This is a genomic window from Paenibacillus aurantiacus (genome assembly GCF_042431225.1).
Classification (GTDB): Bacteria; Bacillota; Bacilli; order Paenibacillales; family Paenibacillaceae; genus Paenibacillus_Z; species Paenibacillus_Z aurantiacus.
The window spans coordinates 150,825-174,332 of sequence record NZ_JBHMDO010000015.1 but is presented as its reverse complement, the minus strand read 5'-3'; the positions used below and the strand labels follow the sequence as shown (position 1 = coordinate 174,332).

The 23,508-nt window shown below is 58.4% G+C and carries 27 protein-coding genes; 20 read left to right on the top strand and 7 right to left on the bottom strand.

Annotated features, from left to right (window positions below; translation table 11 throughout):
- Positions 1 to 129 precede the first annotated feature (129 nt).
- The 3 genes from pyk (at position 130) to ACFFSY_RS07615 (ending at position 5,093) form a co-directional block, all read left to right on the top strand.
- On the top strand, positions 130 to 1,173 hold the full coding sequence (gene pyk, locus ACFFSY_RS07625) for a pyruvate kinase (protein ID WP_377492318.1): 1,044 nt from the start codon (positions 130 to 132) through the stop codon (positions 1,171 to 1,173).
- A 291-nt stretch (positions 1,174 to 1,464) separates the two neighbouring features.
- Entirely contained in the window at positions 1,465 to 3,396 is a 1,932-nt protein-coding gene (locus tag ACFFSY_RS07620; protein WP_377492315.1) for an ABC-F family ATP-binding cassette domain-containing protein, read from the top strand.
- Positions 3,397 to 3,785: 389 nt separating this feature from the next.
- The gene (locus tag ACFFSY_RS07615; protein ID WP_377492312.1) at positions 3,786 to 5,093 is read left to right on the top strand and encodes a homocysteine synthase; all 1,308 of its coding nucleotides are present in this window, start codon (positions 3,786 to 3,788) and stop codon (positions 5,091 to 5,093) included.
- 313 nt (positions 5,094 to 5,406) lie between these two features.
- On the opposite strand, the gene ACFFSY_RS07610 is transcribed toward ACFFSY_RS07615, so the two are convergent.
- The 3 genes from ACFFSY_RS07610 to ACFFSY_RS07600 form a co-directional block, all read right to left on the bottom strand.
- Positions 5,407 to 5,862, bottom strand: a complete 456-nt coding sequence (locus tag ACFFSY_RS07610; protein ID WP_377492309.1) for a Dps family protein — start codon at positions 5,860 to 5,862, stop codon at positions 5,407 to 5,409.
- Positions 5,863 to 5,932: 70 nt separating this feature from the next.
- Complete coding sequence (locus ACFFSY_RS07605; protein ID WP_377492307.1) at positions 5,933 to 6,931, bottom strand: NAD(P)/FAD-dependent oxidoreductase; 999 nt, start codon at positions 6,929 to 6,931, stop codon at positions 5,933 to 5,935.
- A 207-nt stretch (positions 6,932 to 7,138) separates the two neighbouring features.
- On the bottom strand, positions 7,139 to 7,540 hold the full coding sequence (locus ACFFSY_RS07600; protein ID WP_377492304.1) for a secondary thiamine-phosphate synthase enzyme YjbQ: 402 nt from the start codon (positions 7,538 to 7,540) through the stop codon (positions 7,139 to 7,141).
- Positions 7,541 to 7,781: 241 nt separating this feature from the next.
- On the opposite strand from ACFFSY_RS07600, the gene galU reads away from it, so the two are divergent.
- Positions 7,782 to 8,648, top strand: coding sequence for a UTP--glucose-1-phosphate uridylyltransferase GalU (gene galU, locus ACFFSY_RS07595; RefSeq protein ID WP_377492301.1), 867 nt, complete (start codon positions 7,782 to 7,784; stop codon positions 8,646 to 8,648).
- 10 nt (positions 8,649 to 8,658) lie between these two features.
- On the opposite strand, the gene ACFFSY_RS07590 is transcribed toward galU, so the two are convergent.
- Entirely contained in the window at positions 8,659 to 8,841 is a 183-nt protein-coding gene (locus ACFFSY_RS07590) for a hypothetical protein (protein WP_377492298.1), read from the bottom strand.
- 175 nt (positions 8,842 to 9,016) lie between these two features.
- On the opposite strand from ACFFSY_RS07590, the gene ACFFSY_RS07585 reads away from it, so the two are divergent.
- From ACFFSY_RS07585 to ACFFSY_RS07575, 3 genes are all read left to right on the top strand, one after another.
- Positions 9,017 to 10,150 (top strand): GntR family transcriptional regulator, encoded by a 1,134-nt coding sequence (locus ACFFSY_RS07585; RefSeq protein WP_377492296.1) that lies wholly within the window; start codon positions 9,017 to 9,019, stop codon positions 10,148 to 10,150.
- A 92-nt stretch (positions 10,151 to 10,242) separates the two neighbouring features.
- Entirely contained in the window at positions 10,243 to 10,938 is a 696-nt protein-coding gene (gene araD / locus ACFFSY_RS07580; protein WP_377492293.1) for an L-ribulose-5-phosphate 4-epimerase, read from the top strand.
- A gap of 426 nt (positions 10,939 to 11,364) precedes the next feature.
- Positions 11,365 to 11,784, top strand: coding sequence for a hypothetical protein (locus tag ACFFSY_RS07575; RefSeq protein WP_377492290.1), 420 nt, complete (start codon positions 11,365 to 11,367; stop codon positions 11,782 to 11,784).
- Between the two features lie 140 nt (positions 11,785 to 11,924).
- Here the strand turns inward: ACFFSY_RS07575 and ACFFSY_RS07570 are convergent, their stop codons facing one another.
- On the bottom strand, positions 11,925 to 12,917 hold the full coding sequence (locus ACFFSY_RS07570; RefSeq protein ID WP_377492287.1) for a hypothetical protein: 993 nt from the start codon (positions 12,915 to 12,917) through the stop codon (positions 11,925 to 11,927).
- A 345-nt stretch (positions 12,918 to 13,262) separates the two neighbouring features.
- On the opposite strand from ACFFSY_RS07570, the gene ACFFSY_RS07565 reads away from it, so the two are divergent.
- Positions 13,263 to 13,814 (top strand): guanylate kinase, encoded by a 552-nt coding sequence (locus ACFFSY_RS07565; RefSeq protein WP_377492284.1) that lies wholly within the window; start codon positions 13,263 to 13,265, stop codon positions 13,812 to 13,814.
- Positions 13,815 to 13,895: 81 nt separating this feature from the next.
- Here the strand turns inward: ACFFSY_RS07565 and ACFFSY_RS07560 are convergent, their stop codons facing one another.
- Complete coding sequence (locus tag ACFFSY_RS07560) at positions 13,896 to 14,510, bottom strand: superoxide dismutase (protein WP_377492281.1); 615 nt, start codon at positions 14,508 to 14,510, stop codon at positions 13,896 to 13,898.
- 360 nt (positions 14,511 to 14,870) lie between these two features.
- Here ACFFSY_RS07560 and ACFFSY_RS07555 point away from each other — a divergent pair, with 360 nt between their 5' ends.
- The gene (locus ACFFSY_RS07555) at positions 14,871 to 15,416 is read left to right on the top strand and encodes a YflT domain-containing protein (protein WP_377492278.1); all 546 of its coding nucleotides are present in this window, start codon (positions 14,871 to 14,873) and stop codon (positions 15,414 to 15,416) included.
- A 31-nt stretch (positions 15,417 to 15,447) separates the two neighbouring features.
- Positions 15,448 to 15,633, top strand: a complete 186-nt coding sequence (locus ACFFSY_RS07550; RefSeq protein WP_377492275.1) for a DUF2188 domain-containing protein — start codon at positions 15,448 to 15,450, stop codon at positions 15,631 to 15,633.
- Positions 15,634 to 15,661: 28 nt separating this feature from the next.
- Here the strand turns inward: ACFFSY_RS07550 and ACFFSY_RS07545 are convergent, their stop codons facing one another.
- Entirely contained in the window at positions 15,662 to 15,802 is a 141-nt protein-coding gene (locus tag ACFFSY_RS07545; RefSeq protein WP_377492272.1) for a hypothetical protein, read from the bottom strand.
- Positions 15,803 to 16,362: 560 nt separating this feature from the next.
- Between ACFFSY_RS07545 and ACFFSY_RS07540 the strand changes: the two genes are divergently transcribed.
- The 10 genes from ACFFSY_RS07540 to ACFFSY_RS07495 all read left to right on the top strand — a co-directional run bounded on the left by ACFFSY_RS07540 (position 16,363) and on the right by ACFFSY_RS07495 (position 23,412).
- Complete coding sequence (locus ACFFSY_RS07540) at positions 16,363 to 16,785, top strand: GNAT family N-acetyltransferase (RefSeq protein ID WP_377492833.1); 423 nt, start codon at positions 16,363 to 16,365, stop codon at positions 16,783 to 16,785.
- A 106-nt stretch (positions 16,786 to 16,891) separates the two neighbouring features.
- On the top strand, positions 16,892 to 17,455 hold the full coding sequence (locus ACFFSY_RS07535) for a DUF402 domain-containing protein (protein WP_377492269.1): 564 nt from the start codon (positions 16,892 to 16,894) through the stop codon (positions 17,453 to 17,455).
- Complete coding sequence (gene lepB / locus ACFFSY_RS07530; protein ID WP_377492267.1) at positions 17,452 to 18,102, top strand: signal peptidase I; 651 nt, start codon at positions 17,452 to 17,454, stop codon at positions 18,100 to 18,102. Before ACFFSY_RS07535 ends, lepB begins: the two co-directional genes overlap by 4 nt.
- Before the next feature lie 68 nt (positions 18,103 to 18,170).
- A complete protein-coding gene (rnhA, locus tag ACFFSY_RS07525; RefSeq protein ID WP_377492264.1) occupies positions 18,171 to 18,605 on the top strand; it encodes a ribonuclease HI in 435 nt (144 codons plus the stop codon).
- Positions 18,606 to 18,630: 25 nt separating this feature from the next.
- Positions 18,631 to 19,812 carry a tRNA epoxyqueuosine(34) reductase QueG gene (queG, locus tag ACFFSY_RS07520; RefSeq protein ID WP_377492261.1) on the top strand — a complete coding sequence of 394 codons (1,182 nt, stop codon included), beginning with the start codon at positions 18,631 to 18,633 and terminating at the stop codon, positions 19,810 to 19,812.
- Between the two features lie 3 nt (positions 19,813 to 19,815).
- Positions 19,816 to 20,358: a methylated-DNA--[protein]-cysteine S-methyltransferase gene (locus ACFFSY_RS07515; protein ID WP_377492258.1), complete on the top strand. Its 543-nt coding sequence runs from the start codon at positions 19,816 to 19,818 to the stop codon at positions 20,356 to 20,358.
- 86 nt (positions 20,359 to 20,444) lie between these two features.
- Positions 20,445 to 20,678, top strand: coding sequence for a YneF family protein (locus ACFFSY_RS07510; protein WP_377492255.1), 234 nt, complete (start codon positions 20,445 to 20,447; stop codon positions 20,676 to 20,678).
- Positions 20,679 to 20,720: 42 nt separating this feature from the next.
- A complete protein-coding gene (gene folE, locus ACFFSY_RS07505) occupies positions 20,721 to 21,314 on the top strand; it encodes a GTP cyclohydrolase I FolE (RefSeq protein ID WP_377492252.1) in 594 nt (197 codons plus the stop codon).
- A 266-nt stretch (positions 21,315 to 21,580) separates the two neighbouring features.
- A complete protein-coding gene (locus ACFFSY_RS07500; RefSeq protein WP_377492249.1) occupies positions 21,581 to 22,090 on the top strand; it encodes a hypothetical protein in 510 nt (169 codons plus the stop codon).
- A gap of 35 nt (positions 22,091 to 22,125) precedes the next feature.
- Positions 22,126 to 23,412 carry a stalk domain-containing protein gene (locus tag ACFFSY_RS07495; RefSeq protein ID WP_377492246.1) on the top strand — a complete coding sequence of 429 codons (1,287 nt, stop codon included), beginning with the start codon at positions 22,126 to 22,128 and terminating at the stop codon, positions 23,410 to 23,412.
- The last annotated feature ends 96 nt before the right edge of the window (positions 23,413 to 23,508 follow it).

Sequence of the window (23,508 nt, the reverse complement as noted above, 5' to 3'; positions counted from 1 at the left end):
CGCCTCAATTATTATCGGACTATAGTATAACTACTGTACTATAGTTCATCGATCTTGAACAGCCGCTCCTATACAATAGACCTAACGGAAGACAAAGAACGATAGTATTTGACAGGAGTGGACAACGCAATGAAGAAAACACAGATCGTTTGTACGATGGGACCGGCTTGTCTGAGCCCGGAGATGCTGGAGAACATGATCGACGCGGGGATGAACATCGCCCGCCTGAACCTGGCGCACGGCGAGCTGGACGATCACCAGGAACGTATCGTGCTCGTGCGCGAAGCCGCTCGCAAGAAGAATACCACAATTGAAATGATGCTGGATATCAAAGGACCGGAAATTCGCACGGGCAATTTGGCGGAACCGTCGTACTTGCTGCAAAGCGGCGGGACGCTGACGCTGACGACGGAGCAAATTGCAGGCACGATCGACCGGATCTCGGTATCCTATGATTTGTCCAAGGACGTGAAAGTCGGCTCCCGCATCATGATCGACGACGGTCTGATCGAGCTCGCCGTCGAGCGCATCGAAGGGTCGGACGTCGTTTGCACGATTCTGAACGGCGGCATCATCAAATCGCGCAAAGGCGTTAACCTGCCAGGTATCCGCACATCGCTTCCAGGCGTAACGGAGCGCGACAAGCAGCATATCCAATTCGGCATCGACAACAACGTGGAAATCATCGCGATGTCGTTCGTTCGCCGTGCGGAGGATGTGCTCGAAGTGAAGAAGATGCTGGCGGACGCAGGCGCTTCCCACATTAAAGTGATGTCCAAAATCGAGAACCAGGAAGGTCTCGATGAGTTGGAAGCGATCATCGCGGCATCCGATTCCATCATGGTCGCCCGTGGTGACCTCGGCGTCGAGATTCCGATCGAAGACGTGCCGATCGCGCAGAAGCAAATGATCGCCGCGTGCAACAAAGCCGGCAAATTCGTCGTGACGGCGACCCAAATGCTCGAGTCGATGCAGCAGCAGCCGCGCCCGACGCGCGCGGAAGCGGGCGACGTCGCAAACGCCATCTGGGATGGCACGGATGCGGTTATGCTATCCGGCGAGACGGCCGCAGGGAAATACCCGCTCGAGGCGGTGCGCACGATGGCGGCAATCGCAGCTCGTGCAGAAGAAGTCCGGTACGCACGCGCGGAGCGCGAAGCAGTGCTGGCGTAATTAGCCGGTCGTAACGTTTAGCAATAGAAGTAAGTAGGCAGCAGCGCTGCAGGTTGTGCGAGATAAGCACCCTGCGGCGCTGTTTTTTGCATGGTGCGCGGTTTCATTGAGCGTTGCATCGAGGGCGGGAATCTTGAGAGGCTTCCGGCGATCACCCCGTAAGATACCATCTACCGGCCGTTAGCCGGTACTGCCTGGTTGCCCCCACAAGCCTCTTCGTATAAAGTTAAAGCGAAGGGTTGGCCAGAGGAGAGACGGACGTCTCTACATTAGATGATAGGCGGTTGAAACATGCACGTATTAACGGTTGATCATATAACGAAAAGCTATGGCGAGAAAATGCTGTTCGAAGACGTCGCGTTCGGCATCGAGGCTGGCGACAAAATTGGCATTATCGGCGTCAACGGAACGGGCAAGTCTACCTTCATGAAAGTCGTGGCGGGACTGGAGCAGCCAGACTCCGGCTCGATCATGACGGCCAGCGGCGTGACCGTGCAGCTGCTTGCGCAGGATCCTCCTTTCGATCCCGAAGCGACGGTGCTTGAGCACGTGCTCGCGGGCGATTCCGAACCGATGAAGGCGGTGCGCGCGTATACCGAAGCGCTTGCGGCGCTTGCGCTGAACAGCGGCGACCCGTCGCTGCAAGAGAAGCTTGTCCGGGCCAACCAGCGGATGGACGAGCTGGATGCGTGGACAATCGAGAGCGAAGCGAAGACGGCGCTGACGAAGCTTGGCATCCTGCGCTTCGACGCTAAGCTCGGCACGCTGTCCGGCGGCCAGCGCAAGCGTGTCGCGATGGCGGCGGCGCTGATTCAGCCGGCCGACGTGCTGCTGCTGGACGAGCCGACCAACCATATCGACAACGAGTCGGTCGCTTGGCTTGAACAAATGCTGGCCAAGCGCAAAGGCGCTTTGCTTATGATTACGCATGACCGGTATTTTCTAGACCGGGTGACGAACCGGACGCTCGAATTGGATCGGGGCAAGGCGTATTTCTATACGGCGAATTACAGCCGCTTCCTGGAGCTGAAGCTCGAGCGGGAGGAGCGGGAAGCGGCCTCGGAGGCGAAGCGCCAGAACCTGTTCCGCAATGAGCTGGCCTGGATGCGCCGTGGGGCGAAGGCGCGGACGACCAAGCAGAAGGCGCGCATCGAACGGTTCGAGACGCTGAAGGATGCGGCGCCGGAGAAGGCGTCCGGCAAGCTGGAGCTGTCGGTGGCGTCCGCGCGGCTGGGCAAGAAGATCGTCGAGATTGAAGGGATCACGAAATCGTTCGAAGGACGAACGGTCATTCGCGAATTCAGCTATATCGCCGTGCCGGAGGACCGCGTAGGCATCGTGGGGCGCAATGGACTCGGCAAATCGACGCTGCTGAAGCTAATCTCCGGCCAGCTGACGCCGGACGCGGGGACGGTGGAGCTGGGGCCTACCGTGAGGTTGGGCGTGTTCTCGCAGGAGCGCGAAGAGATGGACGACGCCATGCGCGTGATCGACTATATCAAGGAAGGCGCCGAACGGATCACGACGGCGGACGGCTCCTCGATATCGGCGGGCCAAATGCTGGAGCGATTCCTGTTCTCATCGACGATGCAGTGGTCGCCGATCGGCAAGCTATCCGGCGGCGAGAAGCGCCGCGTGCAGCTGCTGCGGGTGCTGATGGATGCGCCGAACGTGCTGCTGCTGGACGAGCCGACGAACGACCTGGATATTCAGACGCTGACCGTGCTCGAGGATTACCTGGACGACTTCCCGGGCGTCGTCTTCGTCGTCTCCCATGACCGCTATTTCCTGGACCGGACGGTCGACCGAATTCTCGCCTTCGAGGGCGATGGCGTCGTGACGCACCACGTTGGCAACTATTCGGAATTCGCGGAGAACCAGGCGGCGGAAGCCGGACGCAAAGCACAGGTTGAAGCAGCTGGCAAATCTTCGTCGAACGCAGCGCCGGCAGCTTCGGCACGTGCGGCGGAGAATGCGGGACCGACGAAGATGTCCTACAAGGAGCAGAAGGAATTCGAGACGATCGACGATACGATCGCGAAGATCGAAGAAGCGCTCGCGGCCGTCGCCAAGCGCATGGATGAGTCCAGCAGCGATTCGATGCTTCTGCAGCAGCTCGTTGCCGAGCAGCAGCAGCTCGAAGCGAAGCTGGAGGAGCTGATGGACCGCTGGGCGTACTTGAACGAGCTGGCCGAACAGATTGCAGCGAACAAGCAGCGTTAACGGGATGAATCGTTAGACGCATGCATAATTAACGAAGTGAAAGGCGTGCTTAAAGCGCGAGGAACAGCCATCGACCCGCCAGCAGCGGGCCGATGGCTTTTTCTTCATGCGCCAAGGCGGAGAGTTGCGGCGTTGGGCGCGCGTGCGCCGAAGCGCGATCTGCCCAGCCTGCGGCAACGAGTCGGCGTCTACGCGGAGAACGGCAAAAAAACAGTTGACGGGATTTGGAAGAAAGTGCTAAGCTACATTAAAACCAAGTATTTGGGTGTGAATTATTAGAATTGAAGGTCGGCAGGGATTCGGCTTCGGCCGAAGAATACGAATATGGAAGAGCCATCCAAGAATCGGCATAATCGCGTTCCTAATTCAGATGAGAAGGGGAATTCAAGATGAGCGACAAACCGAATTACGCATTGGAAACACTGGCTATACACGCAGGGCAGGAATATGATCCGGCGACGCTGTCGCGGGCCGTGCCGATTTATCAGACGACCTCGTACGGCTTCCGCGACACGGACCATGCGGCCAATCTGTTCGCGCTGAAGGAATTCGGCAACATCTACTCCCGTATCATGAATCCGACGACGGACGTATTCGAGCAGCGGATTGCCGCGCTGGAAGGCGGCGTCGGGGCGCTTGGCCTCGCATCCGGGCAGGCCGCGATTACGTTCTCGATTCTCAATATCGCCGAAGCCGGAGATGAGATCGTCTCATCATCGAGCTTGTACGGCGGAACGTATAATTTGTTCGCCCATACGCTCAAGAAGCTTGGTATTAAAGTGACGTTCGTCGATGCGAGCGATCCGGAGAACTTCCGCAAGGCGATCACGGATAAGACGAAGGCGCTATACGGCGAGACGATCGGCAATCCGAAAGGCGACGTGCTCGACATCGAGGCGGTAGCGGCTATCGCGCACGAGAACGGCATCCCGCTTATCGTCGACAACACGTTCCCGAGCCCGTATTTGCTCCAGCCGATCAAGCATGGAGCGGATATCGTCGTTCACTCCGCGACGAAATTCATCGGCGGCCACGGCACCTCGATCGGCGGGGTCATCGTGGACGGCGGCACCTTCGATTGGGCGGCGAGCGGCAAGTTCCCCGGCTTGACCGAACCGGATCCGAGCTACAACGGCGTCGTGTACACCGAAGCGGTAGGGCCGCTTGCCTATATCATCAAAGCGCGCGTCCAGCTGCTGCGCGATCTCGGGTCGGCGCTGTCGCCGTTCAATTCCTTCCTGCTGCTGCAAGGGCTGGAGACGCTGCATCTGCGCTTGGAACGCCATAGCGCCAATGCGCTCGAGGTTGCCAAGTACCTGGAGAGTCATCCGGACGTGGCTTGGGTGAGCTACCCGGGGCTTGCGAGCCATCCGTCGCACGCGCTGGCGCAGAAGTATTTGCCGAACGGTCAAGGCGCTATCCTCGCCTTCGAGATTAAAGGCGGCATCGACGCCGGCAAGAAGCTGATTCACGCGACGAAATTGTTCTCGCACTTGGCGAACGTCGGCGATTCCAAGTCGCTGATCATCCATCCGGCGAGCACGACCCATGCGCAGTTGAAGCCGGACGAACAGCTTGCGGCGGGCGTATCGCCGGGGCTGATTCGCTTGTCGATCGGCACGGAATCGATCCGTGATATTCTGGCCGACTTGGAGCAGGCGATCGCACTCAGCCAGCAGGCGCCACAGCCGGTTTAATTGCCGCGCTCTCAGCGATCAATCGAACGGCAACAAGCCCGTGTATCCCCGCCTTGGGGGATACACGGGCTTGTTTCACGTATCGGTGCGCGCAACATGGGAGTGGAACAAGCTGGTTACGCTAACCCGCGCCCATTTATTTCGCGCTGTATTTCGCATGCCGCCGCATGGCGAATATGTCGGGATTCAAGCCGTTACATTGACGAGAGCCTGATTTATACGCATTGAAGCCCATTCGCTTCCCTGTCGGTCCGCGAATGGGCATCAACTCGAATTCCTGGTGGCCCTTCGGAGCGCTCCTTAGCCGATTAGCTTAGCGTCCGTTGAACGCCTTCAGCATCCACACGTGTTTCTCGAGCGTGCTGTGAATCGCGAGCAGCATGTCGGCTGTCGTCTCGTCGCCGGCTTTCTCGGCTTTCTCCATGCCGTCCTTCAGCTCGTCGATCACGGTGCCGAAGTCGTCGATCAGCACGTCGACCATTTGCTCTGCGCTCTCGGTGCCTTTGGCCTCCTTGATGCTGGAGGTGTCGAGGTATTGCTTCATCGTCGCCTCGGGTTTGCCGCCGATGGCCAGCAAGCGCTCGGCCAGCTCGTCGACATGCAGCGCCGCTTCCTCGTAGAACTCCTGGAATTTCACGTGCAGGGTGAAGAACTGCGAGCCTTTCACATACCAGTGGAAGTTGTGCAGCTTCACATAGAGCACGCTCCAGTTCGCGACTTGTTTATTGAGAATTTCCTGTACGTTTTTCGTGGAAGTTGCTGTTGCCATGGGTCAACACTCCTTTATTTAAATAGGTTGGACTACTTTTCTTTTACACCGGCGCCGTGGTCTTGAATCGTTAGACGGCCGCCGCCTTCAAGGTGAGGAATTGCTCGCAGCGGATTGCGGCCAGGCATCCCGCCGCAGCGGCCTGAAGCGGAGAGGCGCTGCGGGATTCGCGGCTGTCCAGGCACGAGAAAATACCGGGGGGATAGGCTGCCGTCGTACCCCGAGGCGCCAGCGGTATCCCTCGTTCGTCGGGAACGAGAGGGGCTTCATGCGGTAAAATTACGCGTGTGCGCGGAGTCGAAAGCGGAAAGCTGCCGCTTGGCGAAGACTGCGGCTGTGAGTGGTTTGCCCGCATGCGGATCTTCAACCCGTGCAGCCCCAGCTCGCCGGGAATGACTTCAATCGGCATCATGTCCATTGTCCACCGCGTGCTTGGAGCGGTCAGGGCCTCTTCCTGGCTGAGCCGCAAGGCGCGCTGCTTCATGTGCCGGTGAACGAGACGGGCTTCGGAGGCGAAGCGCGTCAGGAAGAGCGCATCCTCGAAGGCGGCAGCGCCGCTCCCGCCGACCATCATCTGGCGTCCCTGCAAGAAGAAGCCGTCCCCGCCAGCGAACGCGGGCTCGAGAAGCTCTTCGTTCAAGCGCTCGCCAAGGATATCCATATGGTTTGCCATTTTGCCGTTCGTTATGATAATCGACCGCGAAGATACCGCTACGCCGGGTTCGAGCTCGAACCGGAAGGGATTGCCCTTTGGCTGCGGCATGCGCCCGGTATGGAATCGAACGCCGATCCGTCTGGCCTGCAGGCGCATCGCGGCGAGCATGTCGCTACCGGGTGTGTGCGTATCGCTAAGGGATGCGAGTGTGTCACTATAGCTACCGGACGATAGCGTCACGCTATCGGGCGCGAACTCGGCACAATCTTGGGGACGCGGCGCCTCCGCTGCCGGAATGAACCGGAAGTTAGAGGGACATTCTTCGACGACAAGCGGCTGATAGCCGGCATTGGCCAGGTATATGGCGGCGGCGAGGCCGGAATGGCCGGAGCCGAGAATGATGATCTGTTCCATCGGGCGCTTCCTCCAATCACATTACTGGGACACGATTGTTGTTTGAATGCAAAACAGGTGATGTATAAAATAATTACTAAATTAAAATTATTATAAATAAGCAAATATGTCAATAATAAAAAACGCCTCGCTCTTCCACTTCCCGCACGCGGCGGAAATGGTGGATGAGGAGGCGCCAAGCAAAATGTTTGGGCGGCCTTACTTCTATTAGCCTTTAATCAGCTTAACGACATACTCGCGCGTTCTCGGGCCATCGAATTCGCAGAAGTAGATGCCCTGCCATCTGCCGAGCAGCAGCTTGCCGTCTTGAACGACGACGGTTTGCGAAGAGCCGGTCGTTATGGCTTTCAGATGGGAAGCGGTGTTGCCTTCGGCATGCCGGTATTTGGGATGCTCCCACGGATAGATCTCGTCCAGCCGCATCAGCACGTCGTGTTTGACGTCGGGATCCGCGTTCTCCTGGATAGTAATGCCTCCAGTCGTATGCGGGCAGTAGACGACCGCAAGGCCTTCCCGGATGTCCTCCTTCGAGACGATCGAAGCGACCTCGCGCGTAATGTCGATCATTTCGTCGCGGCGGGATGTTCGCAGGTTTCGGGTAAACAGCATAGCAAGACACTCCTTCGCTCTTTAAAGTCAAGTCATGGAACGTTAGTTGCAGCCACTCCCACAAGTTTGTCATGATCTGGGAACGGAAGTCAAATGGCGGACGCTCAACCGATATCCTTTGAAACTTTGAAAATCGGGCGATCTTAGGTGGGTGGAAAGGTTGTACGGCTATGGATGTTCGTTCCAGAGAAGAGTAGAATGAAGCTTATACGATGACCTTTTGCGGGGGAGGAACAAGAAGTTGAGCAAACGCGTACGCAAAGCGATTATACCGGCCGGGGGACTTGGCACCCGGTTTCTGCCGGCGACGAAGGCGCAGCCCAAAGAGATGCTGCCGCTGATCGACAAGCCGGCCATTCAATATATCGTAGAGGAAGCCGTCGCCTCGGGCATCGAGCGCATTCTAATCGTATCGGGGCGGAACAAGCGGGCCATCGAAGACCATTTCGACAAATCGTACGAGCTTGAGGCGGAGCTTGAGGCACACGGGAAAGCGGAGCTGTTGGAGCTCGTGCGCGGCATCTCGCATCTGGCCGACATCTGCTACATTCGCCAGCGGGAGCCGCTCGGACTTGGCCATGCGGTGTTGAGCGCACGCAGCTTCGTGGAGAATGAGCCGTTCGCGGTCCTGCTCGGCGACGATATTTTGCAGTCCGACCCGCCGTGTCTGAAGTCGATGATCGATCTGCATCACGAGCGCGAGACGTCGGTCGTGGCGCTGATGGAGGTGCCATGGGATCAGACTTATAAATTCGGGATTGCCGAGCTGTATCCGGAGTCGCCAGGGCTTATCCGTTCGCTCGTCGAGAAGCCGGCGCCGGGCGAAGCGCCGTCGAACATCGCGGTCATGGGCCGCTACGTGCTGGAACCGGCGATCTTCGAGCTGCTGGAGAACGCCAAGCCGGGCAAAGGCGGGGAGATTCAGCTGACAGATAGCCTTCAGCAGCTGGGCATGGCGAAGCCGCTCGCCGCTTATCGCTTCGGGGGCACCCGGTACGACGTCGGCGACAAGCTCAGCTTCGTGCAGGCGACGATTGATCTGGCGCTGAAGCGGGAAGATTTGGCAGACGATGTCCGAGCCTACATGATCGAGCGGCTCAAGGCATAGACAGCCCCGGCTAGACCGTGCGGGCAAGCCGTATGTCGTCATGATCGACCTCGACTTCGAGCACGCTCGCGCCGCAGCGCGGCGGAATGGAAGCGCGAGAACCCGGACGAACCATAATCCAAAGATCGAGAGCCGAGGGCTTGCCCCGGCTCTCGGTCTTTGTCCAGAGCCGTTCGCGCAATAGCTGAATCATATTTTGTACGGGCTTCTCTGCCTATGGAGGAATTTGCCGTTCTGTGGAGTGAACCTCGCTAGGCCAATGACAGATGGGCGAACGCTGATTCGTCTTGTACAATTATGTACGTACAAGTTGGCGGCGTGTTATACTTCAATCATACAAGTTGGATTACCGAACAGTGAGGTGCGATGTGAAAGAACAGCTACCCCCAAAATATAGACAGTTAAAGGAACAGATTATCTCGTGGATCGCGGCGGGACAGTTCAGTCCGCACGACAAGCTGCCGTCCGAGCACGAGATCGCCGCTCAATCCGGCATGAGCCGGCAGACGGTGCGCCAATCGCTGGGCGACCTCGAGGCGGAGGGCTGGCTCTATCGCGTGCAGGGGAAAGGGACGTTCGTCGCCGATTCCATGCCGGAGAACGGACGGAAGCCGGCGGAACCGCCGGGGTTGACCGTCGGTCTGATGACGACCCACATCTCGGACTATATCTTCCCGACTATCGTTCGCGGGGTGGAATCCGCGCTGCGCGCGCAGGGAGCCCGGCTGCTGCTCGCCAGCACCGACAATGAGAAGGATAAGGAGCGCGAAAGCTTGGAGTCGATGCTCCGCGAGCCGCTTGGCGGACTCATTATCGAGCCGACCAAGAGCGCCGAGGGCAACCCGAACTTCGATTATTTCCTGGCGCTGGAGGCCAGAGGCATCCCGTACGTCATGCTTAATGAGCGCTACAGCGACGTCGACGCGCCATGCCTGAAGGTCGATGACGAGCTGGGCGGCTATCGTGCCGCAGAACATCTGGCCGAGCTTGGACACAAGCGAATCGCCGGCTTCTTCAAGACCGACGATTTCCAGGGCGTCCACCGGATGCGCGGCTTCATGCGCTGCCTGCGGGAGCGCCGGCTGCCTCTTGCGACCGGAAGCTTGCTCCGCTATACGACCGAAGAGAAGCTGACGAAACCGGCCGAGGCGCTCGAGGCGCTGCTCGCGCTGGGTCCAGGCGAGCGGCCGACGGCGATCGTCTGCTACAACGATGAGCTGGCCGTGCGCTTGCTCGACATCGTACGCCGCAGCGGACTCGCCGTGCCAAGCGACCTGTCGATCGTCGGATTCGACGACGCGACGCTGGCGACCGCGACGGAAGTGAAGCTGACGACGCTCGAGCATCCGAAGACGCGGATGGGCGAGGACGCGGTAGCGATGCTCATGCGGCTGATCGGCGGCAAGCACGGGCGCGGCGCTTCAGGCGACGTCGTATACGAACCGAAGCTGATCATTCGGGAATCGACGGCAGCCGCCCGCGAGGACGAGCCCGCAAAATAAGAGATGACACACTTGTACGTACAAGTTATAATGAGACCAGCAGTCAACGAGAATCATGTCCGATCAAGTTAACGGAACAAGGAGGAGCTCTGATGTTGGAATCTTTGAAGCAAGCCGTATGGGAAGCGAATATGGATCTTCCTAAGTACGGACTGGTCACTTTTACGTGGGGGAACGTAAGCGGCATCGATCGCGAGAGCGGTCTTGTCGCCATTAAGCCGAGCGGCGTGCCTTACGAGGAGCTGCGCCCGGAGCAAATGGTCATCGTGGATTTGGAAGGGAACGTCGTGGAGGGTAACTTGCGGCCTTCCTCGGATACACCGACGCACGTGGCGCTCTATCGCGCGTTCGAATCGATCGGCGGGATCGTCCACACGCATTCCCCTTGGGCGACGAGCTGGGCGCAGGCTGGACGCGCGATTCCGGCGCTGGGCACGACGCATGGCGATTACTTCTACGGCGAAATTCCATGTACCCGGGCGATGACCGAGGCGGAAATTAAAGGCGCTTACGAGCTCGAGACCGGCAACGTTATCATCGAGACGTTCCGCACTCGCGGTATTGATCCGGCCGCTGTTCCGGCGGTGCTGGTGAATAGCCATGCGCCTTTCGTGTGGGGCAAGGACCCGCACAATGCGGTTCACAATGCGGTCGTCGTGGAGGAAGTGGCGAAGATGGGGCTGCATACGTTCGCGCTCAATCCGGGCGTACAGCCGATGGACCAGCATTTGCTGGACCGGCATTACCTGCGCAAGCACGGGAAGAACGCATATTACGGGCAGAAGTAAGCCGTCGTTATAGCATCGATGCAAGGAATGAATTCATAAGGGAAGCCCCCTCGCCTATTTGGCTTTGGGGCTTTTTGTTTTGCAGAAGAATGACTATGCGCCGTGGGGAGCAAGAAAGCATTTATCCTAACTGGAGCGGGATGGTAAGATTTAACTAAGACAAAATCGGTTATGAGAGGTGCGGAGTTCGCGGATCTGAATTCGTGTTTGACGCGGTTGAGGGGAGAGGCGGAGGTGGGGCGTAAAAGATGGCTGATTGTTCTTGCGTCTGTGGTTTGTTTAGTGGTAGCTGCGGGGCTATTCGTGCGCGAGCGGACTTTGGAATCCAGGCTAACGGCTGAGCAAATACGTACCTTACGGACAACTTACCCGGCGAATACGTACTATCCGGAACTTATTGAATTACAAATCCCGGAGTTTGAGGAAGTGGCGGACAAGGCGGACTCTTATATAGAGGCGGAAGTGATTGCGCCTCCTTCGGTGCTGGAGACGAATGTTTGGGGGATCCAAGCGTACCACGTTATTACCGTGGAGGTATTGAAGCGCATTGAAGGAGAGGTCGTGCCTGCGAAGATTGAACTCATCATCAGCGCGCGAGTGGAAGGGGCAGATCCGATGCTGCGTCAGGGAATGCGGGTCATTGCAGGGGTCGCAAAAGCGGGCGAAGACGCAGGGAGACTTGCGGGCAAGTACTTCGTATCCCGGTATTCGACTTTCTACGTCACCGATAGCGGCTATGTGCTGTCAGTTGCCGGCGATGATTATGCCGAAGAAGTGAACGGCCGCAGGGCAGAGTGGTTCAGAGGGTGGCTGCGCGGACTTACGCTTAGGCGGAACGAGGCGTAATGCGGAAGCTCGCGCGTTACGCGCCATAGTCAGAGAGCGAAGTGACGGTGTGCGTTGAAGCTTGTGATATCGTCAAAAAGAGGCTGTGCGGGACATCTTTCCCGCACGGCCTCTTCTAGTTGTTTCTTCTTGGCTAATCGCTAGCCTTCGTTTGCTTCTTCGTTCTCCGCCCTGTATTCGCCGTATGCCCCAGGCTGGAGCGGGTTCGTGTACGCCTCGTTATGGATCGGCTGCGCGTAATCTTCGCGCTGCTGGCCCGTGCCGGCCAGGAAGAGCTGGACGGCTACCACGTCGCCAGCATGCACTGGGAAGCTGAGCAGCGATTGCGGAATACGCTGTCCGTTCAACAGAAGCTGAACGAGTACGCCCCCGCCGATGGATACGCCGCCGACGGATACGATCCGACCGCCTGGACCGAATCTAACCGAGCCTGTCGCGGCCAGCGCTTGATAGATCGTCTGGCCGGGGAAGTGCGGGATGCGGTACGAGTTCGTCACCCATGGGAAGGCGATGCCGCCGTTCACTACGACGGTGACGAATCTGCCCGGTCCCGGCGGCAGTGGAATCGGCAGCGGGATCGGAATCGGGAACGGCGGGAACGGCCCCGGCCCCGGCGGGAATGGTCCCGGCGGCGGTGGAGGCGGGAACGGCCCTGGCCCCGGCGGGAATGGTCCCGGCCCCGGTGGAGGCGGGAACGGCCCCGGCCCCGGCGGAGGCGGGAATGGCCCCGGCCCTGGTGGAGGCGGGAACGGCCCTGGCCCCGGTGGAGGCGGGAATGGCCCCGGCCCCGGCGGAGGCGGGAATGGCCCCGGCCCCGGTGGAGGCGGGAACGGCCCTGGCCCCGGTGGAGGCGGGAATGGCCCCGGCCCTGGCGGAGGCGGGAATGGCCCCGGCCCCGGTGGAGGCGGGAACGGCCCTGGCCCCGGTGGAGGCGGGAATGGCCCCGGCCCTGGCGGAGGCGGGAATGGCCCTGGTCCAAGGCCCGGTCCAATCATTCCCGGCCCGGGGGGAGCGGGATGCAGCGGCGTCACGGCGCGAGGCCCTCCGCAGCCGCAATCGCCGCCTGCGCGCACCAAGGGCGCGCCTGCGCTGCCATCCGGCGCATAGCCGGAAGCATACGGATCATACCACATAGTTCGGTCTCCTTTTGCACATGCGAATGGGTAAACGCCTTTAATGCAATGTATGCGGCAGGAGCCTATCCCGTGTGTTTTTTATTGGGCGGTGTAATCGAAGGAGGGGGGTATAGAGTCAGATGGGTGCGGCGATGATGAATGTAGTCCATCGATTTGGCAATGTATGAAATGTATGAAAATATTGCTATCTTGGCCGGGGACGGCACTCAACAGGAAAATGGCGGCACGGTGTGGAATACAATAGCTGTACGGCGCATTTTACGGCGCGATTCCCATCCTTGACGCTGCTATTTTGGCAGGCTGCAATCGTTCATTAAGGGCATGGCGAAGGAGGCGTTTCCTATGGCTGGACCGTTTATATTCGTCTTTACGGGCACGAGCGGGTCCGGGCGCAAGACTATCGCGCATCGGATCGGCAGAGAACTGGGCATCGATCATGTGCTTTCCTATACGACACGTCCGCCCCGAGCGCTAGAGCCCCCGGATTTGGATTATCATTTTATCGGCAAAGAGACGTTCGAGGCGATGGAGCGCCGCGGCGAGTTCATCCAGACGGCGGTGATTGGCAGGGAGCATTACGGCATTAAGACGAAGGAACTGCTGCAGCCGCTGGAGGAAGGACGCCACGCGTATGTCATCGTGGATAGTGAAGCGGCCTCGCTGCTGAAGAAGCTGTACGGCGAGCGGGTTGTCCGCCTATTCATCTATGCGGATAAGCGCACGGTCAAGGAACGGCTGGAGACAAAGGCGATGCCCGTCGACGTCATTGACCGGTACTTGAGCCTGTACACGGATGAGGTCGTGTACCGCAAGCAATGTGAGCATGTCATCGAGAACGTCACGGTCAACCGTTCGCTTGAGCAAATCCGCACGGCGATTCAGTCCCATCTATGACCTCTTTTGAACATAAGAACGCAAACACCCCCGATAGACGGCTGAGCCGTTTCGGGGGTGTTTCGTTGCGCGCAGGGCGTATTATTTTACGGCTGCTTCGTAACGTTTGCCAACTTCAGCCCAGTTGACGACGTTCCAGAACGCGCCGATGTAGTCAGGGCGTTTGTTTTGGTATTTCAGGTAGTACGCGTGCTCCCAAACGTCCAGGCCGAGGAGCGGCGTCTCGCCTTCCATGATCGGGCTGTCTTGGTTAGGCAGGCTGTACACTTTGAGCTTGCCGTCTTTCGTTACCGCGAGGAACGCCCAGCCGCTGCCGAAACGAGTCGTAGCCGCTTTCGCGAAGTCGGCTTTGAACGTGTCGAAGCCGCCCAGTTCCGCGTCGATCGCCGCTGCCAGAGCGCCTGTAGGCGCGCCGCCCGCGTTCGGGCCGATCGTTTCCCAGAAGAGGGTGTGGTTCGCGTGGCCGCCGCCGTTGTTGCGGACAGCAGTACGGATTGCTTCCGGTACGCTGTTCAGGTCCGCGATCAGGTCTTCGACGGATTTGGATTGCAGCTCAGGAGCGGACTCCAGCGCGGCATTCAGGTTCGTCACGTATGCGTTATGGTGACGGTCGTGGTGGATCTCCATCGTCAGCGCGTCAATGTGTGGCTCGAGCGCGTCGTTAGCGTAAGGCAGTGCAGGCAGTTGATGTGCCATGAATGAAAAACCTCCTTGAAATATGTATGGATTCATTTCCCATTATCCCTGATTCACGATAATAAATCAACGTTTATGTTTCGAAAGTCGGGTGGGTCGGAGCCCTAGACTAGCGTCTCCAGGAACTGCCGTTTTATGCAAGGCGAAACGGCAATGCAAGATGACCTATAGGAGTGAGATAATTCAAAAAAACGGACAAACCTTGCTATATTACCCGTTTTGCGCCATATGCAAACAGCTGGCGGAAGCGGCGCGCAACCCGGTGGAATGCGGCGATTCAAACAGGGATGCGAGTGGTAAGGAGAAGCAAATCAACCACGCTTGTCCCGCTAGCCGGGAGAGGCCAAGGAGGGAATTAGAATGGGTAACAATCGTAAAATTGTCGGTGTATTTAATACGTATGAAGCGGCGGTAGACGCCATTGACGAGCTGAAGCGCAAGGGATACCGGTCCGATGAGATATCGGTTATAGCCAAGGACAGGGACGACGTGCAGGATGTGACGGATGAAACGGGCACGAAGGCGCCTGAAGGGCTGGCGACGGGAGCTGCGACCGGAGGCATACTCGGCGGCACTGCGGGACTGCTCGCAGGGCTTGGCGCGCTTGCGATTCCGGGTATCGGTCCGATTCTCGCGGCCGGGCCGATCGCAGCGACGCTGACGGGCGCGGCAGTCGGCGCTAGCGCGGGCGGCTTGGTAGGCGGACTGATCGGCCTTGGCATTCCGGAGGACGAAGCGAAGCGTTATGACGATTATATCGATAACGGCCGCATTCTGGTGCTCGTAGACGCTGACGCTAAACGCGACAACGACGCGTACGAGACGTTCAGACGCTATAATTCGGAGAATGCGGATCTGTACGATACGCGCGATGCGACTACGCCCCTGACGAACCGCCCGCTTTAAGCCGGGATCTGCGCTCCGGGAGGTGGGAAGCATGCCTTGGCGAAAAGGGGATTACCCGCCGTCGCTCAAAAACTTCGAGCCGCGCGTGCGGAACAAGGCGGTCGAAATCGCGAACGCCCTGCTGCGCGACGGCTACGACGAAGGCCGCGCGATTGCGATCGCTACTTCCCAGGCCAAAGAATGGGACGAGCATCACCCCGCGGACGGCAAAGACTGACATGGTGGGCATAGAAAAGCTCGGCGCTTCAAGCGCCGGGCCGTTCGCCGTTCGCCGTTCGCCGTTCGCCGTTCGCCGTTCGCCGTTCGCCGTTCGCCGTTCGCCGTTCGCCGTTCGCCGTTCGCCGTTCGCCGTTCGCAATTCGCCGTTCGCAATTCGCCGTTCGCAATTCGCATATTTCCGTTTCGATCTTCATATTGGTGTAACAACAAGGCTGTACAAGATCAAGGAACGGAGGCCGTTACCGGGAAGGGGGTAACGGAAGTGAAGCGGACGCGTCGTTCAGCGAAGTGGGATAAGCTGACATGATTATTGCGCGATTAGTACATAATTGGGGTGTGGTTGACGCACAAGTGACAAAATCGCTGGAAAATCGCTTCTCCCATCTCTCACTCTCAGGTATACCTTGCATGAAGTTGACATCATTAACAAAAACGTTTGTGAATAGTCGCTAAGTTAATGTGAAAAAATCTGCCAAAACAGTCGATCTTGTGCTGGATATCTATGTAAAATTCAACTATTCATGTCGATAATCGAAGGAAATACGAGAAAACGAGACAAATCCGAACCTTTACGCTTTGGAAGCGCTTAATATTAAGCGTTTTCATCAATATTCCCCGGATTTCGCACTTTTTTTACGAGAATTTAAAGAATTCAGAAGGATTTGATTCGAATTTGTCGTATTATTAACTTTATCCAAAACTATGTTATCGATTGAGAGGTTGAATGATGCACGTTCGTTCCTTCCAACTGTCGGATTACCGACCTGTAACCCAGCTCCTCGAGACCGTTCTATCGGAAGAGTGTTATGAGCTGACCATGGAAGCCTTTGCCCGTCAACTGTCCTGGGATAGCGAGCTCGTGCTCGTAGCCGTGGAAGAAGATGAGATTATCGGAATGATTATCGGTACGATCGACAACAACAGAGGGTATTATTATCGCATCGCGGTTCATCCGGATTACCAGCGCCAAGGCGTCGGCAAGAAGCTGATCCAGTCGCTGCGCGGACGGTTCGAACAGCGCAATGTTGCGAAAATCTTGATTACGGCGGACGAACATAACGAGCCCATTCTCTCTTTATACGAATCGCTCGGTTACGCAACGACGGATTTCTTCCGTTCCTTCCAGAAGCTCAGCATTGTGGCGGGATAAGAAGAGAGCGTACGGTGCGCTTTATGAAGCATATCTGGCAATGCCATTGATTTTGGCGTGCAGATATGCTTTTCTTATAGGTAAGAACTTCTCTGGGAGTTAGCGTATGGAACAATTTCAGCCTTGCATCATCAAGAGCTTCAAGCACGACGGCCATCTCCATCGGATGTGGCTGGAGAATTGGCTCGTTCCGGATACGCTGTTGCTGCCGGAGCACGCTTCGGAATCCATGCGGGTGCTGATCAATGAGCAGACCCCGATTCAAGAATCCGACGGCAAGCAGTGGATTAGCCGTGTGCCAGCGGTTTCTTTTTTTATTCCGGGACAATGGTTTAACGTCGTGGCACTTATGGAGGAGCACGGCGTGCGGTATTACTGCAACGTGGCCTCGCCTCCGTTCTATAATGAGAGCGTGCTCACGTATATTGATTATGATCTTGATGTGATCTTGACCGCGGACGGGCGGGCCCAGATCGTCGACCGCGAAGAGTACGAGCAGCACAAAGCGATTTACCACTACTCCGCGGAGGTGCAGCGCAAAGTTCAAGACGGTCTGCGCGCGCTGATCGGCCGCGTGGAATCGAAGATCGCACCCTTCCATCAAGAAGGCGTCGCTCACTATTACGAGGCGTGGCAGAAACAGACGGGCGGAGGGAAGCGGCAAAGATGAGCCAATTGGATACCCACCAGCACGCCGAGACAGGCGGGCTATCGCGCAGCCGCAAAGCGCAGGAGAAGCGGACCTCATCGTCGAAGCCGCCCAAGCCGGACAAATCCGGGAAGGAACTTCCGAAGTGGGCATCCGAATTGATCGATTGGGGCCGGACGCTGTCGATCGCGCTGGTCGTCGTACTGCTGCTCCATTTCTTCGTGTTCAATCTCTCCACCGTGGAAGGGCATTCCATGGAACCGACGTTGTACGAGAAAGAGTGGCTGTTCGTGAACAAATTCTCGTATTACATTGGCGATCCGCAGCGTGAAGACGTCATCATTTTGAAGGATCCGTCGGACCGCCCCGACCGCAAAGAGTTCCTCGTCAAACGGATCATCGGCCTACCGGGCGACACGATCGAGGTGCGCAGCGGGCAGCTGTACCGGAACGGGGAGCTGATTGTGGAGGCGTATACCGATACGGCCATCGAGGATTTGGATTACGGGCCGTACAAGGTCGAGGCCGATACGTATTTCGTCATGGGCGATAACCGGCATGCCCGAGCGAGCCTGGACAGCCGCTCGTTCGGAGCGGTGCCGCGCAAGCTGATTCAGGGACGGGCTGATTTCATCCTGTGGCCGATTCCCAAGTTGAACGCTTTATAAGACGGCTCCTCGCCGGCTTGCGATCCGCGCATGTCGGGCGAGCGGCCGGGAGCGGAGTGAACGAACGAGTGAAGGAAGTTATGATCTATACCGATGGCGCGTGCTCTGGCAACCCGGGACCGGGGGGCTGGGGCGCTGTGCTTTTCTATGGGAAGCACCGGAAGGAAATTTCCGGCGCGGAGAAGATGTCGACGAACAACCGGATGGAGATCCGAGCTGTCATCGAGGCGCTGACACGGCTCAAGGAGCCGTGCCAAGCGGTAATTTTCAGCGATTCGGCGTACGTCGTGAACTGTTTTCAGAACAATTGGATACGCGGCTGGCTGCGCAACGGGTGGAAGAACAGCAAGGGCCAGCCGGTGGAGAATCAAGATTTATGGCAGGCGCTATGGACGCTCATGCAGCAGCATAAGGTGAGCTACGTGAAAGTCAAAGGCCACAGCGACAACGAATGGAACAACCGCTGCGACGAGCTCGCCCGCGAGGCGATCAAGCGGCTGTAACGGCGCTGCCCCGGAGGATAACGAGATGAATGAGACGACATCATGGGACAAGCTGAAGGAAGAGATGAAGGCGGCCGCGGCCGAACTCGGCATCGATAAGATCGGCGTCGCCGCGGCTGATCCGTTCACCGAGCTGAAGAGCCGGCTGATCCGTCACCGGGAGCTCGGGCGGGAATCGGGCTTCGAGGAGAAGGATCTCGACAAGCGCACCGAACCTGCGCTGCTGTTCGAGGATCCGCAGTCCATCATCGCCATAGCGGTGGCGTACCCGTCCAAGCTGCAAGATGCGCCGAAGTCCGAGCCGGGGGCAAGGCGGGGCATTCTGTCGCGCTCAGCCTGGGGGACGGATTACCACGTCGTGCTGCGGGACAGGCTTGCCAAGCTTGAGGCATGGCTGCGGGTGCGTGTGCCGGGATTTCGAGCCGAGAGCATGGTCGATACCGGGGCGCTCGTGGACCGGGCCGTCGCCGAGCGGGCGGGCATCGGCTGGAGCGCGAAGAATTGCGCGACGCTGACGCCCGAGTGGGGCTCGTGGGTCTATCTCGGGGAGATGATTACGAATTTGCCGCTGCCGCCGGATACGCCGGTTACCGAAGGGTGCGGCGACTGCACGGCTTGCATCGACGCCTGTCCGACGGGCGCGCTCGTCGGGCCGGGCGAGCTGGACGCGCAGCGCTGCATCTCCTTCGTCACGCAGACGAAGGGCATCGTCTCCGACGAGTTCATGCGCAAGATCGGCAACCGGCTGTACGGCTGCGATACGTGTCAAGTGGTCTGTCCGGTGAACAAAGGCAAGAACTGGACGCACCAGCCGGAGCTGCAGCCCGACCCGGAGACCGCAAAGCCGCTGCTGCTGCCGATCTTGAAGATGGGCAACCGGGAGTTCAAGGAGACGTTCGGCCGCTCGTCCTCCGCTTGGCGGGGGCGCAAGCCGATTCAGCGCAACGCGGTCATCGCGCTGGGCAACTTCAAAGACGAGACCGCCGTTCCGGCGCTCGTCCACGTGCTGCGGGAAGATCCGCGCTTCGAGCTGCGCGCGACCGCGGCATGGTCGCTCGGCCGCATCGGCGGCGAGTCGGCGCGGCAAGCGCTCCTGGACGCCAAAGGCAAGGAGCAGGACGAACAGGTGCTGGCCGCCGTCGACCGCGCGATCGAAGCCAGCAAGAACGGGGCGTTGACGGCGGACAAGCCGGCTGGGGAGGCATGAAGAATGGGCGATACGATTTATTACGCGGAGGTGGATTCCCCGATCGGGACGCTGCTGCTGGCGGCGACCGACGAGGGGCTATGCCGCATTGATTTCGGCGGGTACGCGGACCATGCGGAGGAGCTGGCAGCATGGACGAAGCGTTACCGCCCGGGAGCCGAGTGGACGCGGGGGCCGGAGCATCCCGGGCTGCACGTCGCCGCCGTGCAGCTGGCGGAATATTTCGCGGGCGGCCGCCAGTCGTTCGAGCTGCGGCTGAACCTATGGGGCACGCCTTTTCAAACCAAAGTATGGCAGGCGTTGACCGAAGTGCCGTTCGGCGAGGTCTGTTCCTATAAGTACATCGCGGAGGCAATCGGTCAGCCGAAGGCCGTCCGGGCGGTCGGCGGCGCGAACAACCGCAATCCGATCCCCGTCATCGTGCCGTGCCACCGGGTCATTGGCGCGTCCGGCGAGATGGTCGGCTACGGCGGAGGGCTTGCGATCAAGCGGCATTTGCTGGACTTGGAGAAGGGGCGGCGGCAATCGCGTAACGACGGCGTTTAACGTTTGCTCCGCGGCGGGCGGGCATGCTATGATAAGGTGCAAAGTTGACACATTTCACTAAAAATATAAGGTATGGTGATAGACGCATGTGGACGGTCATTATTTCGATCATTACCCTCATCGTGGGCGCCGTGGGCGGCTTCTTCGCGGGCGTATTCTATTTGCGCAAGCAGCTGGAGAAGATGCAGAGCGATCCGGATATGCTGCAGAAGATGGCCAAGCAGATGGGGTACAATATGAACAAATCGCAGCTTCAGAAGGCGCAGCAAATGATGAACAAACAGCAGCAAGGCATGCGCCGTCCTGGCGGCCGCAAGTAGTTCGCGGCAGCGCCCGGAGGGCATGAAAGGGGGCTTCGCCGCATGGCGGGCATGAAGGATTACGTGAACGCGAGCGTTGGCCGCAATCGGGAGCAGATCGAGCATCATGTCAGGGAAATCCTGAAATTGATCGGCGAAGACGTCGAACGCGAGGGGCTGCTCGAGACGCCTGCGCGCGTGACGCGCATGTACGAGGAGATATTCGCCGGATACGAGGTGAATCCCAAGGACGTGCTCGGCGTTACGTTCGACGAGCAGCACGAAGAGCTCGTGATCGTGCGCGACATCGTGTATTATAGCCAATGCGAGCATCACATGGCGCCGTTCTTCGGCAAGGCGCACATCGGATATTTGCCGAGCGGCAAGATCGCGGGGCTGTCCAAGCTCGCGCGTCTGGTCGAAGCCGTTACGCGCCGGCTGCAAGTGCAGGAGCGGATCACGACGCAGATCGCCAATATTTTGGACGATACGCTGGAGCCGCACGGCGTCATGGTCGTCGTCGAGGGCGAGCATCTATGCATGTGCGCGCGCGGCGTGAAGAAGCCGGGCAGCAAGACGGTCACGTCCGCGGTACGCGGCGAGTTCCGCACAAGTCCGGCGCTTCGCTCGGAATTTCTGTCGCTGCTGAAGCAATAGACGAGGCGCGCGGCAATATCAGCAAGACGTTGAAGAGAGCTTATCCCAAGCAGGGAAGGCTCTCTTTTTTTTGTTTTTTCGACAGCGCTAGACGGATGGTAGTGCGACTTCATGACTACCCAATTTGGACAAATCAAGGATAATGTTAGCAATCAACCAAAAAATTCTATGGATAGCATTGACAAAATAATTGAGAATGATTATCATATACCTCGGACCTAATGAGATTGATTATCAATTGAAGATTGGCGGGAGGGTTTGCATCCATGAGATTGCGAGGAGCCGCGCTTGTTCTGCTAGCTGCCTCCGCGACGCTGTTAAGCGCGTGCGCCGGCGAGACGAGCACCCCGGCGGGAACGAGATCCGGGAGCGAGAGCGCGGCGATAAGCGAGAGCAAGGCCGGGGACGAGCGCGCGCAGGCGAATAGCCCAAAGGTCGAAGCGGCGCCGGTGGAAGTGGCGGATACGCTCGATGGGGTGAAGCAGCTCGGTTCGCTGACGAAAGACTTCAAGCAGGCGATCGAAGCCGGGGACGACGCCAAGTGGCGGGAGCTCAGCGGACAGATCGCGGGCGTCTGGGAAGCGATCAAGGACGACGTGCAAGCTAAGGGCAGCGATATTTATCCGGAATTGGAGCAGAAGGTGGACGAGTTTCTCGCCTCCGCGGCGGCTTCCAAGGCCGATAAGGATTTGTTAATTCAGCAGGACTACGAACTCTACCAGCAGTTCCGGGATTTGGGGAAGGCACTGACGGGAGAAGCCGTACAAGCGAATTAAATACATACATAGAGGGAAAGGGTTGAAACAAACACATGCAATCGATCACACGTATACGCGCATTGCTCGTCATGCTCGCCTTGACGATCATCCTGGCGGCCGTGCCGCTCACGGCGACCGCCGCAGGCAAGTCGATCAGCGTTACGCTGGACGGCAAATCTGTCTCCTTCGACTCGAAGCCGAGAATAGTCGGCGGCTCGACGCTGGTTCCGTACCGGGCACTTGCCGAGAAGCTTGGCGCCAAAGTCAAATGGGACCAAAAAAGCGGTAAGATCAGCCTGACCAAAGGTACGAAAACCGTCGAACTGACGATCGGCAGCAAAACGGCGAAGATCGCCGGCAAGTCCGTCGCGCTGGACGCGGCTCCGGTGACGAGCAACGGCGCAACGCTCGTGCCGCTCCGTTTCTTGGGGGAGTCGCTCGGCGTATGGGTATCGTGGAAGGCTTCCACGAGCACGGTCGTGCTCGAGACGAAGAAGACGTTCACCCACGCTATGGGCAAGACGACGCTGAACAAAGTGCCAGAGCGCGTCGTCGTCCTGTTCAATGGCGGGGTCGACATCTCTGTCCTGCTTAAAGTCAAACCGGTCGGCGCGGTGGAGTCGTACGTCGAACAGCCATGGTACAAATATCTGCGTGCCGGCATGAGCAACGTGAAGAACCTCGGCGACGAGACGCAACCGAGCGTAGAGTCGATCGTCGCGTTGAAGCCGGACGTCATTATCGGCTCCAAGATGCGCCACGAGAAAATCTACAGCCAGCTGTCCGCGATCGCGCCAACGATCATGACCGAAGACATCTACTCCTGGAAGACGAACCTGCAGACGATCGCGGAAGTGTTGAACAAAGAGTCGATCTCGACCGCGTTCATCAAGGACTGGAATAACCGGGTGGCGGATTTTAAATCGAAAATCGGCACGAAAGCAAGAAACACGGAAGTCTCGATCATTCGCTTCAACCCGGACGGCTCGGCCCGCGCGTACATGGAGGGCTTCGCATACAACATTCTCGACGAGCTCGGCTTCGCTCATCCGGCGGCGCAGAAAGCGACCGGCAAAGGCTTCATCGGCGTAACGACGAAGGAGCAGATCAACCTGCTGGACGGCGATTACATCTTCGACTTCACGACGGATTGGGTCGGCGACGGCGGCGTTTACAAAGTGCAGACGGACTGGACCGGCAGCGACTTGTGGAAGAACCTCGATGCCGTGAAGAACAAGAAATACTACAAAGTCGACGTGGTGTCCTGGAACATGTCGGGGGGCGCAATGGCGGCGAAAATGATGCTCGACGATCTGTATTTCTACTTCGATCTGGACTAATTTCATGCATTGCCAGAGAATGGGCGCTTGTGCGCTCATTCTTTTCGCATAAGAAGGAGAGGATCGTTTGATTGCCAAGGGACTACCCGGCAACGG

Excerpts from the sequence above, each read along its gene's own strand:
- pyk (WP_377492318.1), top strand. The coding sequence starts at position 130 with ATGAAGAAAACACAGATCGTTTGTACGATGGGACCGGCTTGTCTGAGC.
- ACFFSY_RS07620 (WP_377492315.1), top strand. The coding sequence starts at position 1,465 with ATGCACGTATTAACGGTTGATCATATAACGAAAAGCTATGGCGAGAAA.
- ACFFSY_RS07615 (WP_377492312.1), top strand. The coding sequence starts at position 3,786 with ATGAGCGACAAACCGAATTACGCATTGGAAACACTGGCTATACACGCA.
- ACFFSY_RS07610 (WP_377492309.1), bottom strand. The coding sequence starts at position 5,862 with ATGGCAACAGCAACTTCCACGAAAAACGTACAGGAAATTCTCAATAAA.
- ACFFSY_RS07605 (WP_377492307.1), bottom strand. The coding sequence starts at position 6,931 with ATGGAACAGATCATCATTCTCGGCTCCGGCCATTCCGGCCTCGCCGCC.
- ACFFSY_RS07600 (WP_377492304.1), bottom strand. The coding sequence starts at position 7,540 with ATGCTGTTTACCCGAAACCTGCGAACATCCCGCCGCGACGAAATGATC.
- ACFFSY_RS07590 (WP_377492298.1), bottom strand. The coding sequence starts at position 8,841 with ATGATTCAGCTATTGCGCGAACGGCTCTGGACAAAGACCGAGAGCCGG.
- araD (WP_377492293.1), top strand. The coding sequence starts at position 10,243 with ATGTTGGAATCTTTGAAGCAAGCCGTATGGGAAGCGAATATGGATCTT.
- ACFFSY_RS07570 (WP_377492287.1), bottom strand. The coding sequence starts at position 12,917 with ATGTGGTATGATCCGTATGCTTCCGGCTATGCGCCGGATGGCAGCGCA.
- ACFFSY_RS07565 (WP_377492284.1), top strand. The coding sequence starts at position 13,263 with ATGGCTGGACCGTTTATATTCGTCTTTACGGGCACGAGCGGGTCCGGG.
- ACFFSY_RS07560 (WP_377492281.1), bottom strand. The coding sequence starts at position 14,510 with ATGGCACATCAACTGCCTGCACTGCCTTACGCTAACGACGCGCTCGAG.
- ACFFSY_RS07555 (WP_377492278.1), top strand. The coding sequence starts at position 14,871 with ATGGGTAACAATCGTAAAATTGTCGGTGTATTTAATACGTATGAAGCG.
- ACFFSY_RS07550 (WP_377492275.1), top strand. The coding sequence starts at position 15,448 with ATGCCTTGGCGAAAAGGGGATTACCCGCCGTCGCTCAAAAACTTCGAG.
- ACFFSY_RS07540 (WP_377492833.1), top strand. The coding sequence starts at position 16,363 with ATGCACGTTCGTTCCTTCCAACTGTCGGATTACCGACCTGTAACCCAG.
- ACFFSY_RS07535 (WP_377492269.1), top strand. The coding sequence starts at position 16,892 with ATGGAACAATTTCAGCCTTGCATCATCAAGAGCTTCAAGCACGACGGC.
- lepB (WP_377492267.1), top strand. The coding sequence starts at position 17,452 with ATGAGCCAATTGGATACCCACCAGCACGCCGAGACAGGCGGGCTATCG.
- queG (WP_377492261.1), top strand. The coding sequence starts at position 18,631 with ATGAATGAGACGACATCATGGGACAAGCTGAAGGAAGAGATGAAGGCG.
- ACFFSY_RS07515 (WP_377492258.1), top strand. The coding sequence starts at position 19,816 with ATGGGCGATACGATTTATTACGCGGAGGTGGATTCCCCGATCGGGACG.
- ACFFSY_RS07510 (WP_377492255.1), top strand. The coding sequence starts at position 20,445 with ATGTGGACGGTCATTATTTCGATCATTACCCTCATCGTGGGCGCCGTG.
- folE (WP_377492252.1), top strand. The coding sequence starts at position 20,721 with ATGGCGGGCATGAAGGATTACGTGAACGCGAGCGTTGGCCGCAATCGG.
- ACFFSY_RS07500 (WP_377492249.1), top strand. The coding sequence starts at position 21,581 with ATGAGATTGCGAGGAGCCGCGCTTGTTCTGCTAGCTGCCTCCGCGACG.
- ACFFSY_RS07495 (WP_377492246.1), top strand. The coding sequence starts at position 22,126 with ATGCAATCGATCACACGTATACGCGCATTGCTCGTCATGCTCGCCTTG.